Here is a 15,564-nt window from a genome sequence, read left to right on the forward strand (position 1 = left end):
GTATTTTTATATTTATGAGACTATCCCCAGAAGATAAAGCTATGTTAATCACCTTCACAGGTGCTAGTATCTTTGTCTTGGTATTTTTCTTTTTGAGTGTTAAGCCTTATGATTCTTCACAAATTGAAGAGTTTATTCCTATTCCTATTATTGAAGAATTACCGGTAGAAACAGAAGAACTTCAAGAGCCCGAAGAAGCCGAACAGCTAAATCAGAAAATGACTAATCAAGCACAGAGCAGCAACCGATTAGTACGTGAGGCAAACCGGTTTTTTAGTCAGCAGAATCAAGTTGACAATGCTCTAAAAACCGATTCTCAAACAGCAGATCCTTCAGAAGATAATGATGGTGATGATGAAGCTTTTCCTGATTATCAACAGCGTATCGCCTTATTAAAACAGAGAAGAAAAGAAAAACAATCTGCAGGAGAAAGCACGACCTCAAAACAAGTTTCTAAAGTAAATACATCAAGCTATAGAAGAAGCACAGTCTCCTATAACCTGAATGAGCGAAATGCTATAAAAATACCTAATCCGGTATATACGTGTGATGCAACCGGGAAAGTTGTTATAAATATCGAAGTATCAAATCTAGGCAGTGTTACCAGAGCTTACTATAACAAAGCAGCCTCAACTACCACTAATGGTTGTCTACTGGATCAAGCTTTAGAGTATGCGCAACAAGCTTTGTTTAACGACAGCAAACGCACTTCACAATTAGGTACAATTACCTTTGAGTTTCAAGGTTAAGAGCTTTTAATAAGATAAGTAGTTCTGCAACTACAGATTTTCCCTTATCGTTGTTATACCACATTTGCAATTCTTCTTTAAAAGAAGGCTTGATTTCACCATATTGAGCTTTGTGACCATCAACTAGTTGTTGAGCGGCTGCAGATCGTGAACCCCAAGAAGTAAGAATTTCCTGAGTTATCGAATCCTGAATAATAAGTTTAGGAATTGACTTAGAACCATTAGTTAAAAAAGCATCCATTAATTGCGGATTATCATCTCTCAAAATAATCTTTAATGTGATAGCAGGTTGCAATTCGGCAATACGATTCATAACAGCAACTGCTGGAGGTGCATCTCCACACCAACTTTCAGTAAGTAATAACCAGTTTAAGGGTCTGTCGAGATTTTTAATTTCGACTTCCTGTTCTTCGGTAAACCGAAGGGTTTTATCCCACCGTTTCATACGCTTATCATTAAGAACGGTATAATTAGATAAAGCCTCTGTTTGTGTATGGCCAGTACTTGTAAATGAGGCTGCATGTTTTGCAACGAGCACTCGATAATCTGCATACGTCATCGCATTATCAAAGGCTTGTTTTGCAAATTCCTGAATTTCAATAGCTGTGGATTTCATCAATAAAAAGTCGGTAAAAATTATTTTTACTTACACCTTACCACTGCGCCAGATTTCTAATAATCCCTATCTTTAAGACACAAAATATTAGTTATGACTATTCATAAATGTGGCTGGTGTGTAGGAGATACTTTATATGAACATTATCACGATACCGAGTGGGGAGTACCTGTTTATGATGATGCTACTCTATTTGAATTCTTAATATTAGAAACTTTTCAGGCAGGTTTAAGTTGGATTACGATATTACGCAAGCGCGAAAACTTCCGAGAAGCTTTAGATAATTTTGATTATAAAATAATTTCAAATTATAATGAGGATAAGTTAGAATCATTGCGTGCCAACCCCGGAATTATTAGAAATAAATTAAAAATAATGGCTACTGTAACTAATGCACAGTCGTTTATTAAAATTCAAAAAGAATTTGGTTCGTTCTCTACATATATTTGGAACTTTGTAGGCGGTACTCCTATTCAAAATGCAGTAGAAAATTATAAACAGGCTCCAGCTACCACACCTATAAGTGATGCTTTATCTAAAGATTTAAAAAAGCGAGGGTTTAAATTTACCGGTTCAACGGTTATTTATGCTTTTATGCAGGCTACGGGTATGGTAAATGATCACGAGTTAAGCTGTTTTAGATATGATGAAATTAAAACTTCGACACCTTGAAATCGAAACTTCTTATAATCGCAATTTGTTTTTGTATCTCTCTCCAAGCACAAGAAAAAAAAAGAGAATATGAAGAACGGATAAATGAAAGTCAAATGCCCAAAGAGGCATTATCAATTTTAAAAAAAATACCTGTAGCTAAAAAACGATTAAAGCATTATCTAGAAAACGACGGATCAAAAACGAGTTTTGAATCAAAATTTAAATCCGGGAAAAATAAATACAGTGTAGAATTTTCTGAGGAAGGAAAACTACAAGATATAGAAGTTGAAATTCGTAAGATAAAATCTAAGGAGGTAATGACCGTTATAGAAAATCACTTGAACGCAAATTACGAGCATTTTAAAATCGAAAAAATTCAAGCTCAATATCAAAAATTAAATTCATTAGAAACAAAACCTTATCAAAATCCAGACGCTTGGGAACTTATAGTTGCCACAAAAAACAAATCGAATAAACTAGAGCGCTTTGAAATGACGTTTGATACAAAAGGGGAGTTTTTAAACCTACGCATTGCAGTTAGACAATCTTATGACTTTTTATTATTTTAGATACTTACTACTTACATTACTCTTTCCGTTAAGCTTATTTGCACAAGACACACAGTATTTAAGTCAACATGAAGTTTCTTTGAATTTCAAGAATGAAACTCGATGGAGTTATAATTTTGAAGTTACAAACCGAAACTATTTACCTATTAAAAATTCGTTGAAAGCAGATCATGTAGAGCTAACTCACTTTACAACATATCAAAGCGGTTTTTATGGAAATCTAAGTTTAGGGCTCCGGTACAGATCGAGAGAATTATTTGATGAGCAACGTAGTGACGAAATACGCCTTACCCAACAATATGCTTATGCTAAATCCTACAACCAGTATCGCTTAGGACATCGTGTACGCGTAGAAGAACGATTTTTCTCAAAAGAAACAGCTTATAGGTTACGCTATAGATTGGGACTCGATTTTCCGCTTCAAGGTTTAACATTAGATGAAGGCGAATTTTATTCTGCGATCTCGATAGAAACACTCTACACACTAAATGCACAAGAATCTCCAGAATTTAATCAACGTTTGATGGCTACTATAGGGACAAAATTAAATTCGGCTTTAAAAATTCAGTTTTCTTTAGAATATAGAAAAGAAGATTACACTTCAGAAGCCTCAAACAGAGTGTTTATTTACACTGCTGCTAAAATAGATTTATAGATTATTGTAGATAGTTAAGAAATTCTGCTCTACTTATTTCTGACGCGCCCATACTATCCAGATGTTCTGTGTAAACCTGGCAGTCGATTAATTTATAATTGAGCAATTCTAATTTTTGAGCAAGACTGATAAGTGCAATTTTGCTGGCATTACTCACTTTAGCAAACATACTCTCTCCACAAAAAACACGCTTTTCTTTAAGATTTAAACCATATAAACCACCTACAAGTTGATCATTTTGCCAGACCTCAACAGACTCTGCAACACCTAGAAGATGAAGTTTTTGATAGGCCTCTAACATTTCATTAGTTATCCAGGTACCTGCTTGCCCCTCGCGTTTAATACGTTTACAGTTAAGCATGACATCTATAAATGCTGTATTATAAGTAACCTCAAATAAATTAGATCTTAAAACCTTACGCATAGATTTTGAGATGTAAATCTGTTGGGGCTTAAGAACCATTCGAGGATCTGGTGACCACCATAAAACAGGCTGCCCATCATTATACCATGGGAAAATTCCTTTAGAATAGGCATCTAATAGTCGGTTTACAGAGAGGTCTGCTCCTACTGCCAGCAACCCGTCATCATCGGCATACGAGTAATCTGGAAAAGGCTGATGTTCATTAATATAAACGATGATGCTAAGTATTAAGTTTGAAAGAAGTTATACGCTAAAAAAAACACCCCCTGCAATTTTAAAATTGCAGGGGGTGTTTAAAATTTTTAAATCTATTAAAATGGTAAATCATCATGATCGTCATCATCAAAATTAGATGCTGGTTCAAATTGATCTGCCGGTGGTACAGGAGGCATTCCTGCTCCACTTGGAGAAGAACCTTCAAGATTTTCGATTCTCCATCCTTGTATACTATTAAAGTATTTTGTTTCACCCTGTGGGTTTACCCATTCACGACCACGTAGGTTAATGCTTATTTTCACATTTTGACCTGGTTTGTAGCTATCTAGTAAGTCTGTCTTGTCTTGAACAAACTCAACCATAATATGTTGTGGATACTGCTCTTCTGTGGTTACTACAATTTCACGCTTTCTAAAGCCATTGCTTCCAAACGTTTGCGTATCGCCTACCATTTTTACTTTTCCCTGTACTTCCATCGTTGTTATTTAGTATTATAAAAGCCTCTACAATTTAGGCTAAAATTAATTTCCATGCATCACCTGTATTATCTTGATTAATTAAATCTTGTATTTTTGAATGTAGTGCATTTGTGTCTTTACGCTCTACAAGCAGTTTTAATGCATCATCTTGTTCTAAAAATGCATTAATTTCTTCTTTAGAAGGAACACGCTCAACGTTCCCCAGTTTTCCGAGATCATTACCCGTAAGAATAGTACTTAAACGAAATTCTTCTGGTATTTGATCTACACCCACACCTAAATTACGCAAAGGTTTTGGTACTTCAAACATACCATCAATTGCTCGGGTGTACCAGTTGCTTCCCATACGGGCAACAAGATCTAATTTATGTTCATTTATAGAATTGTCTGCATTTAAAATCGCCTTCTGCAAATGTATTTTTACAATTTCACAAATCACTAAATTTCCTGCGCCACCTTCTGTACCCAAGGCGACAACTTCCTTTACCTTACATTCAAACTGAACCGGAGCCTCTTTGACTCTGTACGGTTTTACAAATTCAGAGGCTTCCTTTGTAAAACCGCCTTTAACAAACTCATCTACACCTGCATCATAATCTGTGCTGGTAAGCGACATTTGTTGCACCATCGCATAACTCACACTGTTAATTACAACCTCACCCGTAGCTATGATATTTTCTAATGTATGCTTAGTAGTGTTATCTCTGCCTCTTCGCACTGGCGAAAACACGACCACAGGAGGATTAGAACTAAATACATTAAAAAAACTATACGGCGCCAGATTAGGCTTTCCCTCTGCGTCGAGAGTACTTGCAAATGCTATAGGGCGCGGACCTATTGCTCCAGATAAAATACCATAAACGCTGGCATTATCTGTCTCTGCAGGATCAATTGTAACAAATTCTTTGCTCATTTTGCAAAGGTAGGCATACAGCCGTATACTTAAAACCGTTTTGATTACAATAATTGCGTTAGAAATGCATTATATTTAATTAAGTCTATTAGTTAAAGACTAATGATAATTGGTTAAAAAATCTAAGATTTGCAGATGGCCGTTGCGTATAATTTTTTACCCTTTTTAAGACAATAATAGTATGACCTTTAATCCAGATCAGCGCTTTTCACGCTGGTTTATCATATTTGCTGCGGTTGTCATAACCGCCCTTATTTTGTGGAATGTTTCTTTGTTTTTTGATCAGCTTAAGCAATCAGAACGAGATCGTATGCAAATCTGGGCCTCTTCTATGGAAGCTTTTAATACCGAAGATATAAATCAGTATTATGCGCTTAGTCAAAAAATCAATTCTAAGAATCAATACATTCCTATTATTATAACCGATGATCAGGACAGTATTGTAAACAGCATTAATATCGCAGAGTCGGTTTTAAAAGATGCTGTAAAGTCTCAAGAGTTGTTGATGGAAATGGCTGCTGAAAATGAACCTATACGCATTGATATTACAGGCGGTGATTTGCAGTATGCCTATTATGGCCATTCTCCGGTTATAAACCAATTGAAATACTTCCCCATTGTCCTGGTAATTATTGTTATTCTCTTTATTGCCTTAATTTATTTCTTCTACGCAACTTCAAAGGCTTCAGAACAAAATTTAGTATGGGCAGGAATGGCTAAAGAAACGGCTCATCAAATAGGAACTCCCTTATCATCCCTAGTAGGATGGACTGAGATTTTGAAGAGTGAAAATGTAAATCCAGAATACCTTGTAGAAATAAATAAGGACATCTCGCGACTGGAGACAATTACCGGTAGATTTTCTAAAATAGGGAGTATTCCAAAATTAGAACGCACCAATATCATTTTAGAAACACAGGAGGCATTTGAATATTTGTCAAAACGCAGTTCAAAACTTATCGATTTTGACATAGATGTCCCACAAGGAGAGCTGTATGTTATGCTTAATAAAGAACTTTTTGCCTGGAGTATAGAAAACCTTGTCAAAAATGCTATCGATGCAATGAAAGGAAAAGGAGCTTTGAAACTAACGTTAAAAAGAGATACGCGCTATGCTAAAATCCTAATTAAGGATACTGGAAAAGGAATACCTAAAATGAATTTCTCAACTATATTTGAACCCGGCTATACTACAAAAAAACGAGGTTGGGGTCTTGGCTTATCACTCACAAAACGTATTATTGAAGAATATCACGATGGGCAGGTACGCGTTTTACATAGTGAGATAAATAAAGGAACGACATTTCAAATAGCTCTCAAACTAGTAGATTAATGAATGATCGCATAAGAAATATGAAGGTTTCTGTATTATCAGACAACTGGTATACACTTCATAAAGTAGATTTTGAATACCTCAGCAATGATCAAGTATGGGAAAAACAATCTCGGGAAGCTTACGACCGAGGAAATGGAGCGGTAGTACTACTTTATAATTTAAAGCGAAAGACTATTATTCTTACGCGTCAATTTAGAATGCCCACATATTTAAATAAGAATAAGGACGGAATGATGATAGAGGCATGCGCAGGCCTGCTCGATGAAAATGATCCTAAAACTGCTATTCTTAAAGAAATAGAAGAAGAAACCGGTTATAAACTAGCTAACGCTACAAAAATATTTGAATCCTATATGTCTCCAGGATCTGTGACCGAAATTTTGCACTTCTTTATAGCTGAATATTCTGAAAAACAAAAAGTATCAGAAGGCGGCGGCGCTTCTGATGAAACTGAAAATATAGAAGTTCTTGAATACCAGTTTCAAGACGCTCTTAAACTATTAGAAACAGGAGCCATTAAAGATGCAAAAACTATTATGCTTCTTCAATATGCACAAATTAATCTGGTGGATCTAGCTAAATAATTTAATTTAGCGGCATCAATCAACAGATGAATTATGCCTACTTCGTACGTTAAATTTGGGGAGTCCAAAATACGTAACAATTGTCCTAAATGTTTTGCCCAAGATGGCCTTGTGTTTAGTTTTTCTAACAAAATTGTAGAAACTAAAATGGTAAGCAAAGCCACAAAAGAGATTAAAGGAGAACTTAATTGCAGTCACTGCGAGACTGTTATCTATCCTGCACTCTGGACAGATGAGATTGATCGAGTTTATTTGTACAATCTAAAACGAATGGGAAGCCCGCAAACTTATACTCGTTTTAAACCACTTGCAGTAGGTCTTTTTGTAGGTATTACTCTTGCTATTGCAGGTGCCGCTTTTGCTATTTATAGTTTACAACAACAATAAAAAAAAGCCCCGAAGTAAATTCGAGGCTTATAACTTTATTGGATACATATTAAATTATAAGGCGGCATTTATTTTAGCAGCCAATTCTTTAAACTCATCGCTGGTAAATGATTTTTTCTCTATAAATCGGGCATCTTCCATAGTTGTTAGTGGTATTAAATGCACGTGGACATGTGGCACTTCAAGGCCTATTACTGATACCCCTATACGCTTGCAGTCAATAACTTTCTCGAGTGCGATTGCCACTTTTCTACTAAAACTCATTAGCTGTAGATAGTCATCCTGGTCAAGATCAAATAGTTTGTTTACTTCTTTCTTAGGAATGCTAAGTGTGTGACCTTTTGCATTAGGATTAACATCTAGAATTGCTATGTGCTTATCGTCTTCTGCTACGATATGACCAGGAATTTCGCGATTTATTATTTTAGTGAAAACAGATGCCATCGTTATTATTTAAATTACTTTTTCAATTTTATTAAAGCCTTATAATGGAATTTAGTCTCTTGTAATTTCAACAATATCAAACTTAACCGTTCCATTAGGTACGCTTATTTCTGCTACATCGCCTACTTGCTTCCCTAATAATCCTTTGCCTATAGGAGAGTCTACCGAAATTTTACCCGTTTTTAGATCTGCTTCACTTTGAGCTACAAGTTTATATTTCATTTCACTGCCGTTAACCTGGTTTTTGATTTTAACCGTAGAATGAACGAGCACTTTAGAAGTATCTAACTGAGATTCATCTATAATACGTGCATTAGCAACTATTTCTTCCATTTTAGAAATACGCATTTCTAACATTCCTTGTGCTTCTTTAGCTGCATCATATTCTGCATTCTCACTTAAATCACCCTTATCTCTTGCCTCGGCAATAGCTTGAGAAGATTTAGGACGCTCAACATCTTTTAACTGGTTAAGTTCGTCTCTTAATTTCTTTAATCCTTCTGCTGTATAGTATGCTACCTTACTCATAACTTCATTTATTAAATACAATGTAATCTGCGTATCTTCGTTTTATCATTAGCCTTTTGCAGCCTTAATTCGTTCGCAGAGCTATAAACACAAAAAATCCCATCAAAAACGGGATTATGTGTTGCTAATATACGAATTTATTAATTCTTACTTTTAAAATCTTATAAATTGACAATTACTCATTCACTAAAATTAGCAGGAAATTGTATTGCTGCTTGTATCTTCTGCGCACTTTTATTTTCTTGTAGTACAGACGACAATCGAACTACAAATCCTAATGTCAATCCTATCTCTTTTTCAATTAATCTAAACACAAATTTCCCCGAGTATAGTGTTTTGCAATTTCCGGGAAATGCGATCTACGTATCTAATGCCGGCGTACGTGGTATTTTTGTAATTAATACCGGCTCTGGAATACGTGCCTGGGAAGCTACAGATCCCAATCACGTACCAAATGATTGCTCGGCAATGGCGCTGAATGGAGTAGAAGCAGCATGTTCATGCGAAGGAAATGAGTATACATTATATACAGGTCAGGATTTAAGTAAGCAATTACCCTATACTCTAATAGAATACCGTGTTTCGCAAAGCGGAAACAACATTATTGTTTCTAATTAAAAAGAGATTCAGTAAGATTCTACATTTTATTTATAATCCGGTTTTATCCAAACCGGATCATTACTCATTTAAAAATTATTAAGCGATTTCTGTTGCACTTTCACCATATTCAGTGAATCTTCTGGGTGATAAACTGGAATTTGAAATTTGGCAACCAAATAAAATGAGAATAACAAATCTAAAAATTTACCAGTCAGAAAGTTAACCTTATATTTAACTTTTTTTTTAACTAATGAGAAATATTTTTGAATTTAATTTTTTTATAATTTCAAGAAATAATTATTATTTATACCATTAGTATTGGCAATGTCCATGAGCTTCGCTACTGAAAAAACTCAGATTCGCGTGATTTTTAATACACTACTGAAGATGGATTTGTCTAATGTATTTACGCAGAGGGCGGAACCAACTACTGTTGTGAGTCTTCAACTTACACTGCAGCTCGTGACTCCATGGCTAGGTTGGAGTTTTAATTAAACACTAAACCAAATGGCCATAATTATTTTATCAAAGAGAATGTCACAAATCACTATTTATTTCTTAGGATTTATTAGTTCTCTAACCTGCTATTCTCAAAACAATCCAGTACTTAAAGTCTCCTACGATTATACTGATTCATACTATTCTCTGGAAGAGCAAATGACAACCAAAGCAACTCTAGTCGCTACTCCTACTGAATCAATATATACTAATTATAAAAAAGAATTTGCTCCAGGTACAGTAAGTTTAAATGATAATGACCAATATACTGGTGTAAAATTAGATGCTGAAATACCACTTTATAAAGATTTTAAAAGCCGTAATATTTATTGCTATTCAAACATTAACTACCAGAAAAAATCTATTTTAAAAGACAGTCTAGATCTGTTTAAGTGGATACTTATACCGGGAGAAACAAAAAAAATACTCAATTATATGTGCCACGCGGCAACTACAAATTTTAGGGGTCGTAATTACAAGGTTTATTTTACTTATGATGTGCCTTTTAGGGATGGCCCTTGGAAATTAAATGGTCTTCCGGGACTTATTTTAGAAGCTGTAGATCAAGATAACAGAACACATTATAAAGCTTATGAATTGAGCATTACAAATGAAGATCTTTCTATAGAAAATCCATTTAAAGGAGAAAAAACTTCTAACTGGGATGAGATAATTGAAAAAGCTAAAAGAATTTTTCAAACAAAAAAAGAACTTATTGAAAATAAATATAATGGTAAAATCACTACAGATTTTAGTGAAAACATAGAGGTTTATGACCTTAATAAAAATTAATTTTTTCCTGCTGTTTACCTTTATATTTATTCCATATTCTTACACTCAACACACTCTTACTATAGAAGGTATTGTTGAAGAGGAAAATGGAGTTGTATTACCTTATGTTTCAATTACGCTCTATGATAAAACCCAAAATGAGGCTATGGCTTTTACCTCCTCTGATAATAAGGGTCATTTTAAACTGATTTTCAAAGAAAATTCACAAAATCATGAATTAGGTCTAAAAGTTATTTCTTTAGGATATGAAACAGTAGAAATACCTATTTCAAATCAAGAAGTCTCCAGATTTTTGAGTATCAAAATGGCTAAAAGTGTTACGACTTTAGAAGAGGTTAAACTTATCTCTAAAGACCGGGGAATACGTATGAGGAAGGATACAACTACATACAAACTGGATAAATTCTTAGACGGTTCAGAAAAAAAGGTAATAGACATATTAGCAAAACTTCCGGGCATAGAAGTTTTAGAATCTGGAAAATTAAAATTTAAAGGAAAAGATGTCACGGCTTTATTACTGGAAAATGATGATTTATTCTCTAGTAATTATAGCATTGGAACAAAAAATATATCTGCTGAAATAGTAGAATCAATTGAAGCCATAGAGCGCTACTCAAAAAATCCATTATTAAAAAATATTGAGCAAACAGATGCTGTTGCAATAAATCTTAAATTAAAAGACAAGAAAATTTCGTTTTCACTATATGGTCTTGCAGGAATAGGTTTTAAATCAAGACACCTTTTTGATCTAAATAGTCTAACGGTTTCTAAGAAAGTTAAAAATTTTTCGATACTAAACTTTAATAATTCAGGTCAAAACAATTCTAACCTTGACTTTGCAAGCTCATCCAAAATCAGTGCAGAACTAAGTGGGGCAACAATAAATCCAATAGCACCATTGACCCCAAAAAGTCTTAATGCCTCTGATCTTGATGCAAAATATGTAATAAGAAATAAGCAGTTTTGGGCTAACACTAATACTTCACTAAAATTATCCAATAAGCAAAACTTAAAATTAAACTTCAACAGCTATAAGGATCAGCTATCTACAAGTAACCAGCTAGCGGAAGCCTTTGTTCTTGATGATACCTTATATAACTTTGTTCAAAACAATAGCCTCAATCTAAACCCTAGTCTTTTTGATATTACAGCAGAGCTTCTAAGCGAAATCAATAAAAAATCCAATCTAAATTACATAGTAAACTTTTCAAGGTTAAAAAATTTCTATTTTTCTAATTTTGAACTAAATCAGGCTCGTGATAGTGAATTGACATATGCTGATGAAGAAATACTTACAAATCACATTTTAAACTACACCCATAAGTTAAATGATAAATCTGCACTGCAACTTAAGGGAGAGTTTATTTATAAGGAGATCGTTGAAAGAAATACATATTCAGATGGCACACAATTAACTTCTGGAGCTACAATTCTAAAACAAGGGCTCGCTCAAACTCAAAGAGGTAGTTTGGGTAAACTAGAATTTCTTACAAAGGGTAGCACCTTTAATTTTAGCCAGAGTTTAAGCGTAGGTCATATTTTGCAAAACCTTAAAACATTTTTGCAGACGACAGATTATACACTACTGCCCTATTTTAATGACGCTGTAAATAACTATATAAGTCTCAATACAAGTTATTTAAAATCTTTCGGAAAACTAAATCTAGGAGCTAATAACTCTATATACTTTAGAGACTTAACCACACTATCGGGTGATTTGAAAAAATTTAGCTTTGACCCAACATTTTCAATGAGTTATTATTTTAATGAAAAATCAAGTTTAGAAGCTTCGTATTCCTTTAATCAAAAGCCATTAGACCTCGTTAAACTAAATCCTACACCTATATTCCGAAGCATATATTATACGACATCGTATAAGGACAGATCTCCCATCTTACTAAACACACAAAATATAAGCTTGAACTTTAAATATTACTATCCTATTCGAGGATTGGGATTACGAGCCTCTGCAAATCATAAAACGCGCTTTAATCCTTTTATATCATCAACGGATGTTACTAATAATAGTCTGAACACTGTTTTAGTCATTTCTAATAAAAGCAACCAGTTATTTAATACGACACTAGTTGCAGATAAGTTATTTTTTGATTGGTTTTCTAAATTTTCAGTAAGATTTGATTACGTCAATTTTATCTATGATAATCGTATATCTGGTGTTGTGCAAGAGAATAAGTTAAATAGTTATCTCACTAAACTGGATTACCAAAGTTCTTTTACAGGAAAGGTAAATTTTGGAACCTCTTTTACATTTGGGGTTTCTAATAATAAAAGTGTCAATAACTTAACTATAGTACGCTTCGTAGAAAACAAATTAGACATTAATTACAACCCAATAAAACAAATCAAAGTACGATTTAATGCGAAAGGTATAATCCCTGACTTAGATAATGGAACAGATTTGATAATTATTTTAAATAGTTCGTTAGAATTTAGACCATATGATAAAAAATACACGTTAAATGCTAGCTTCAACAATTTATCTAATCAGAATAGATTCACCAGAACCACTGTCACTGAGCTCGGTCAAAGCACCTACATTGAAAATATTATTCCTTTTAATTTTTTAATATCCTACTCGTATCAATTGTTTTAACTTAAAATCTCACCGTCGCTCCCACTAAGAAATTAATTTTTGCCTGCGGATAATAACCGGCACCTTCAATAGTAGTTACTGTACCTGGATTTGTAAAGTCATCATCATAAGTAAAGAAATATCCGTTTGAAACATACTCTTCACTAAAAATATTATTCACTAATGCTGTTAATGTGATTGATTTTGCAAATCCTATATTTTGCAGGTCATATTGTATATTGAAGTCATTTACAAAATAGCTATCAAGTTTAGAACTTGCTGCATCAATATTTCCCAAATACTGTTCTCCTACAAATTTTGAAAGAAGGGATAATCTTAAATTTTGAATAGGATAAAAGTCTAATCGATTTCCTGCAACGATTTCCGGAGAGAAAGAAATTGTTGTATTGCCTAAATTTTGTAAAACTCCATCTCTCTCAAAAACAAAATCTCTGTTTTTATTTGTGCTTAAAGCAATATTTGGAGACATCGCCAGCATACCCGGCACAAGCTCTACAGCAGCCTCTACCTCTAATCCCAGACGATAACTTGACCCACTGTTTTGACGTATAGGAGCGCCCACATCATCAATTGCTCCTGTTAATACTAGCTGATCACGATAATCCATATAATACAGGTTTGCATAAATACGAGCTCGCTCCTTAGTAAATCGATAGCCTAATTCAAAATCATTGAGGCTTTCTGCAACTGGATTTCCGTTTTCAAAATCGGTACGATTAGGTTCCCGGTTTGCCCGCGCATAAGAGGCATAAACCTTATTTGAGGCATCAAGAGTAACAGTTAAGCCTGCTTTAGGATTAAAAAATGAATAATTTTTATCAATTACAAAATCCTCCCGATCGTCATTGAGACCAGATGTTTCATAACTTACAAAACGACCTTGTAAATCTCCAAAAACACTCCAGGTATCGTCTATACGCCACGTAGCCTTAGCAAATGTGGTAAACTCATTCTTATCTGCTGTCCCAAAATAATAACGATATCCCGGCTCTTCAGTTTGTGAAAAATAGCGAGCCCACGTGATTTCTCCATAGTGATCACCCGTATATATACTTCCAAAAACCCCGGCATCAAAATCGACTTTTTCATTTTGATAATTGGTTGTAAAGTTTGCGACATAATATCTGTTATCTAACCAGCGACGACGTACTAAATCGGTATCGGTTAGTAAAGAACCCTCAACTTCATAAGGCTCCCAGCCTATAAAATCAAAAGTAGCATCATTGCTAAAGTTCACATTTGCATAATACCAGGAGTCAACATATTCTTCAAAAAAACCTCGGCCAAATGTGTAGTTTAAACTGAGATTTGTTGACCAGCCTTTTCCATATTTTTGATTCCACAATATCTGCACATGATCTTGCTTGTAATTATCTACCTGATTCTCATAGAAGCCTTGCAGATTGCCAGCATCATCATACTGAAAGCCTATAGGATTAAACGTTCTATTCGTATCTAGCGTTTGCGCATCAATACCATTCCACGACTGGTAGGTAACTTCTTCTCCACCAAATCCAATTACCTTAATCAAGGTATTCTCATCGCGATATCCTCCTTGTAAATAATAGGATTTTAAATCAGAGCTGGCGCGATCAACATACCCATCAGATTTTATCGTTGATAATCTTCCTGAAAAACTATAGTGCTCATTAATTAATCCTGTCCCAAATTTTACATTAGCTCTACGAGTATTAAATGATCCTCCTGAAGCACTAACTTCGGCGTATGCTTTGTTGTCTATTGCTTCAGTAAGTATATTTAAACTTGCTCCAAAAGCACCGGCTCCATTTGTAGAAGTTCCCACACCACGCTGTAACTGTAAACTCTGCACAGAGCTGCTAAAATCCTGAAGATTAACAAAGAATGTTGTCAAGCTTTCAGAATCATTATATGGAATTCCATTTATAGTAACGTTGATGCCTTGATTTCCAGTTCCCCGAACACGAAAACCGGTATAACCCACACCGGCACCCGCATCTGATGTTGTAACTACGCTAGGCAAATAATTAAGTAAAATAGGAAGATCCTGACCTAAATTTCGCTCGTTAATTTCGGCTTTAGAAAGGTTGCTGAAGGTAATAGGAGAATCTGCGTTTACACGCACAGATTTTACCAGTACTTCATTTAAGGTATTGACACTTGTAGTGTCTGATGGTGTTTTTTGTGCAAATGTTCCTAAAGTTGTTACGGAAGCAATGCACGCAAATAAAAGAGTTTTCATTCGTAAAAATTATTACGAATAAAAGGGGCAATTATCCTGTGATTGTATTACTAGTTCGCAATGCAGTTTAAACAGATTATAAGATATTCTTTTCCTGTTTAAACATTTCCCTTGGCAGCATTACCTGCCCAGGTTCATTGGGTATGATCTCAGCTTGCGTTTCTAAATAGAAAGTTTAAGCACCCCTTTGAGATTAGGCGGCAAATGTAGGATAATATTTCTGCTTTTATAAAAAAATTAAGGGCTTTTGTTTTACATAAGATTATTTTTAAATTGAATATATAC

Annotated in this window: 17 protein-coding genes; 10 read left to right on the plus strand and 7 right to left on the minus strand. The window is 34.4% G+C overall.

Annotated features, from left to right (window positions below):
• The first annotated feature begins 14 nt into the window (after nt 1-14).
• Nucleotides 15-749, plus strand: a complete 735-nt coding sequence (locus ABVM53_RS05745; RefSeq protein WP_405330390.1) for a hypothetical protein — start codon at nt 15-17, stop codon at nt 747-749.
• Here the strand turns inward: ABVM53_RS05745 and ABVM53_RS05750 are convergent.
• Entirely contained in the window at nt 727-1,365 is a 639-nt protein-coding gene (locus ABVM53_RS05750; protein ID WP_405330392.1) for a thioredoxin family protein, read from the minus strand. The two genes, ABVM53_RS05745 and ABVM53_RS05750, sit on opposite strands and share 23 nt — an antisense overlap.
• Nucleotides 1,366-1,458: 93 nt before the next feature.
• On the opposite strand from ABVM53_RS05750, the gene ABVM53_RS05755 reads away from it, so the two are divergent.
• Genes ABVM53_RS05755 through ABVM53_RS05765 form a run of 3 tightly spaced genes read left to right on the plus strand, consistent with a single transcriptional unit; the run spans nt 1,459 to nt 3,243 of the window.
• Nucleotides 1,459-2,037, plus strand: a complete 579-nt coding sequence (locus ABVM53_RS05755) for a DNA-3-methyladenine glycosylase I (protein WP_405330394.1) — start codon at nt 1,459-1,461, stop codon at nt 2,035-2,037.
• Nucleotides 2,034-2,588: a hypothetical protein gene (locus ABVM53_RS05760; protein WP_405330396.1), complete on the plus strand. Its 555-nt coding sequence runs from the start codon at nt 2,034-2,036 to the stop codon at nt 2,586-2,588. The genes ABVM53_RS05755 and ABVM53_RS05760 overlap by 4 nt, the downstream gene beginning before the upstream one ends.
• Nucleotides 2,569-3,243, plus strand: a complete 675-nt coding sequence (locus ABVM53_RS05765; RefSeq protein WP_371455702.1) for a DUF2490 domain-containing protein — start codon at nt 2,569-2,571, stop codon at nt 3,241-3,243. Before ABVM53_RS05760 ends, ABVM53_RS05765 begins: the two co-directional genes overlap by 20 nt.
• A 1-nt stretch (nt 3,244) precedes the next feature.
• Here the strand turns inward: ABVM53_RS05765 and aat are convergent, their stop codons facing one another.
• The 3 genes from aat to ABVM53_RS05780 form a co-directional block, all read right to left on the minus strand.
• Nucleotides 3,245-3,883, minus strand: a complete 639-nt coding sequence (aat, locus tag ABVM53_RS05770; protein WP_371455868.1) for a leucyl/phenylalanyl-tRNA--protein transferase — start codon at nt 3,881-3,883, stop codon at nt 3,245-3,247.
• Between the two features lie 95 nt (nt 3,884-3,978).
• Nucleotides 3,979-4,359, minus strand: a complete 381-nt coding sequence (locus tag ABVM53_RS05775; protein WP_128757945.1) for a DUF3127 domain-containing protein — start codon at nt 4,357-4,359, stop codon at nt 3,979-3,981.
• 34 nt (nt 4,360-4,393) lie between these two features.
• Nucleotides 4,394-5,275 (minus strand): flavin reductase family protein, encoded by an 882-nt coding sequence (locus tag ABVM53_RS05780; RefSeq protein WP_371455701.1) that lies wholly within the window; start codon nt 5,273-5,275, stop codon nt 4,394-4,396.
• A gap of 181 nt (nt 5,276-5,456) precedes the next feature.
• Here ABVM53_RS05780 and ABVM53_RS05785 point away from each other — a divergent pair, with 181 nt between their 5' ends.
• The 3 genes from ABVM53_RS05785 to ABVM53_RS05795 are packed head-to-tail and all read left to right on the plus strand — an operon-like array spanning nt 5,457 to nt 7,582.
• Nucleotides 5,457-6,608: a PAS domain-containing sensor histidine kinase gene (locus ABVM53_RS05785; protein WP_128757947.1), complete on the plus strand. Its 1,152-nt coding sequence runs from the start codon at nt 5,457-5,459 to the stop codon at nt 6,606-6,608.
• On the plus strand, nt 6,608-7,195 hold the full coding sequence (locus ABVM53_RS05790; protein ID WP_371455700.1) for an NUDIX domain-containing protein: 588 nt from the start codon (nt 6,608-6,610) through the stop codon (nt 7,193-7,195). The genes ABVM53_RS05785 and ABVM53_RS05790 overlap by 1 nt, the downstream gene beginning before the upstream one ends.
• A gap of 33 nt (nt 7,196-7,228) precedes the next feature.
• Nucleotides 7,229-7,582 (plus strand): hypothetical protein, encoded by a 354-nt coding sequence (locus ABVM53_RS05795; RefSeq protein WP_128757949.1) that lies wholly within the window; start codon nt 7,229-7,231, stop codon nt 7,580-7,582.
• Between the two features lie 54 nt (nt 7,583-7,636).
• On the opposite strand, the gene ABVM53_RS05800 is transcribed toward ABVM53_RS05795, so the two are convergent.
• Both ABVM53_RS05800 and greA read right to left on the minus strand, forming a co-directional pair.
• Nucleotides 7,637-8,026 (minus strand): HIT family protein, encoded by a 390-nt coding sequence (locus ABVM53_RS05800; protein ID WP_405330399.1) that lies wholly within the window; start codon nt 8,024-8,026, stop codon nt 7,637-7,639.
• 51 nt (nt 8,027-8,077) lie between these two features.
• Nucleotides 8,078-8,554, minus strand: coding sequence for a transcription elongation factor GreA (gene greA / locus ABVM53_RS05805; protein WP_371455698.1), 477 nt, complete (start codon nt 8,552-8,554; stop codon nt 8,078-8,080).
• Nucleotides 8,555-8,722: 168 nt separating this feature from the next.
• On the opposite strand from greA, the gene ABVM53_RS05810 reads away from it, so the two are divergent.
• From ABVM53_RS05810 to ABVM53_RS05820, 3 genes are all read left to right on the plus strand, one after another.
• Nucleotides 8,723-9,172: a hypothetical protein gene (locus ABVM53_RS05810; protein WP_405330401.1), complete on the plus strand. Its 450-nt coding sequence runs from the start codon at nt 8,723-8,725 to the stop codon at nt 9,170-9,172.
• A 489-nt stretch (nt 9,173-9,661) separates the two neighbouring features.
• Nucleotides 9,662-10,444 (plus strand): GLPGLI family protein, encoded by a 783-nt coding sequence (locus tag ABVM53_RS05815; protein ID WP_371455696.1) that lies wholly within the window; start codon nt 9,662-9,664, stop codon nt 10,442-10,444.
• The gene (locus ABVM53_RS05820) at nt 10,425-13,058 is read left to right on the plus strand and encodes a hypothetical protein (RefSeq protein ID WP_405330403.1); all 2,634 of its coding nucleotides are present in this window, start codon (nt 10,425-10,427) and stop codon (nt 13,056-13,058) included. The genes ABVM53_RS05815 and ABVM53_RS05820 overlap by 20 nt, the downstream gene beginning before the upstream one ends.
• A 1-nt stretch (nt 13,059) precedes the next feature.
• On the opposite strand, the gene ABVM53_RS05825 is transcribed toward ABVM53_RS05820, so the two are convergent.
• Nucleotides 13,060-15,279: a TonB-dependent receptor gene (locus ABVM53_RS05825; RefSeq protein WP_405330405.1), complete on the minus strand. Its 2,220-nt coding sequence runs from the start codon at nt 15,277-15,279 to the stop codon at nt 13,060-13,062.
• Nucleotides 15,280-15,564 lie beyond the last annotated feature (285 nt).

This window comes from Leeuwenhoekiella sp. LLG6367-2.1, from assembly GCF_045055775.1.
GTDB lineage: Bacteria > Bacteroidota > Bacteroidia > Flavobacteriales > Flavobacteriaceae > Leeuwenhoekiella > Leeuwenhoekiella aequorea.

Bases quoted from the DNA above. Each gene is read 5' to 3' on its own strand.
- greA (WP_371455698.1), bottom strand. From the start codon at position 8,554: ATGAGTAAGGTAGCATACTATACAGCAGAAGGATTAAAGAAATTAAGA.
- ABVM53_RS05785 (WP_128757947.1), top strand. From the start codon at position 5,457: ATGACCTTTAATCCAGATCAGCGCTTTTCACGCTGGTTTATCATATTT.
- ABVM53_RS05820 (WP_405330403.1), top strand. From the start codon at position 10,425: ATGACCTTAATAAAAATTAATTTTTTCCTGCTGTTTACCTTTATATTT.
- ABVM53_RS05780 (WP_371455701.1), bottom strand. From the start codon at position 5,275: ATGAGCAAAGAATTTGTTACAATTGATCCTGCAGAGACAGATAATGCC.
- ABVM53_RS05750 (WP_405330392.1), bottom strand. From the start codon at position 1,365: ATGAAATCCACAGCTATTGAAATTCAGGAATTTGCAAAACAAGCCTTT.
- ABVM53_RS05825 (WP_405330405.1), bottom strand. From the start codon at position 15,279: ATGAAAACTCTTTTATTTGCGTGCATTGCTTCCGTAACAACTTTAGGA.
- ABVM53_RS05755 (WP_405330394.1), top strand. From the start codon at position 1,459: ATGACTATTCATAAATGTGGCTGGTGTGTAGGAGATACTTTATATGAA.
- ABVM53_RS05800 (WP_405330399.1), bottom strand. From the start codon at position 8,026: ATGGCATCTGTTTTCACTAAAATAATAAATCGCGAAATTCCTGGTCAT.
- ABVM53_RS05795 (WP_128757949.1), top strand. From the start codon at position 7,229: ATGCCTACTTCGTACGTTAAATTTGGGGAGTCCAAAATACGTAACAAT.
- ABVM53_RS05815 (WP_371455696.1), top strand. From the start codon at position 9,662: ATGGCCATAATTATTTTATCAAAGAGAATGTCACAAATCACTATTTAT.
- ABVM53_RS05775 (WP_128757945.1), bottom strand. From the start codon at position 4,359: ATGGAAGTACAGGGAAAAGTAAAAATGGTAGGCGATACGCAAACGTTT.
- ABVM53_RS05745 (WP_405330390.1), top strand. From the start codon at position 15: ATGAGACTATCCCCAGAAGATAAAGCTATGTTAATCACCTTCACAGGT.
- ABVM53_RS05765 (WP_371455702.1), top strand. From the start codon at position 2,569: ATGACTTTTTATTATTTTAGATACTTACTACTTACATTACTCTTTCCG.
- ABVM53_RS05790 (WP_371455700.1), top strand. From the start codon at position 6,608: ATGAATGATCGCATAAGAAATATGAAGGTTTCTGTATTATCAGACAAC.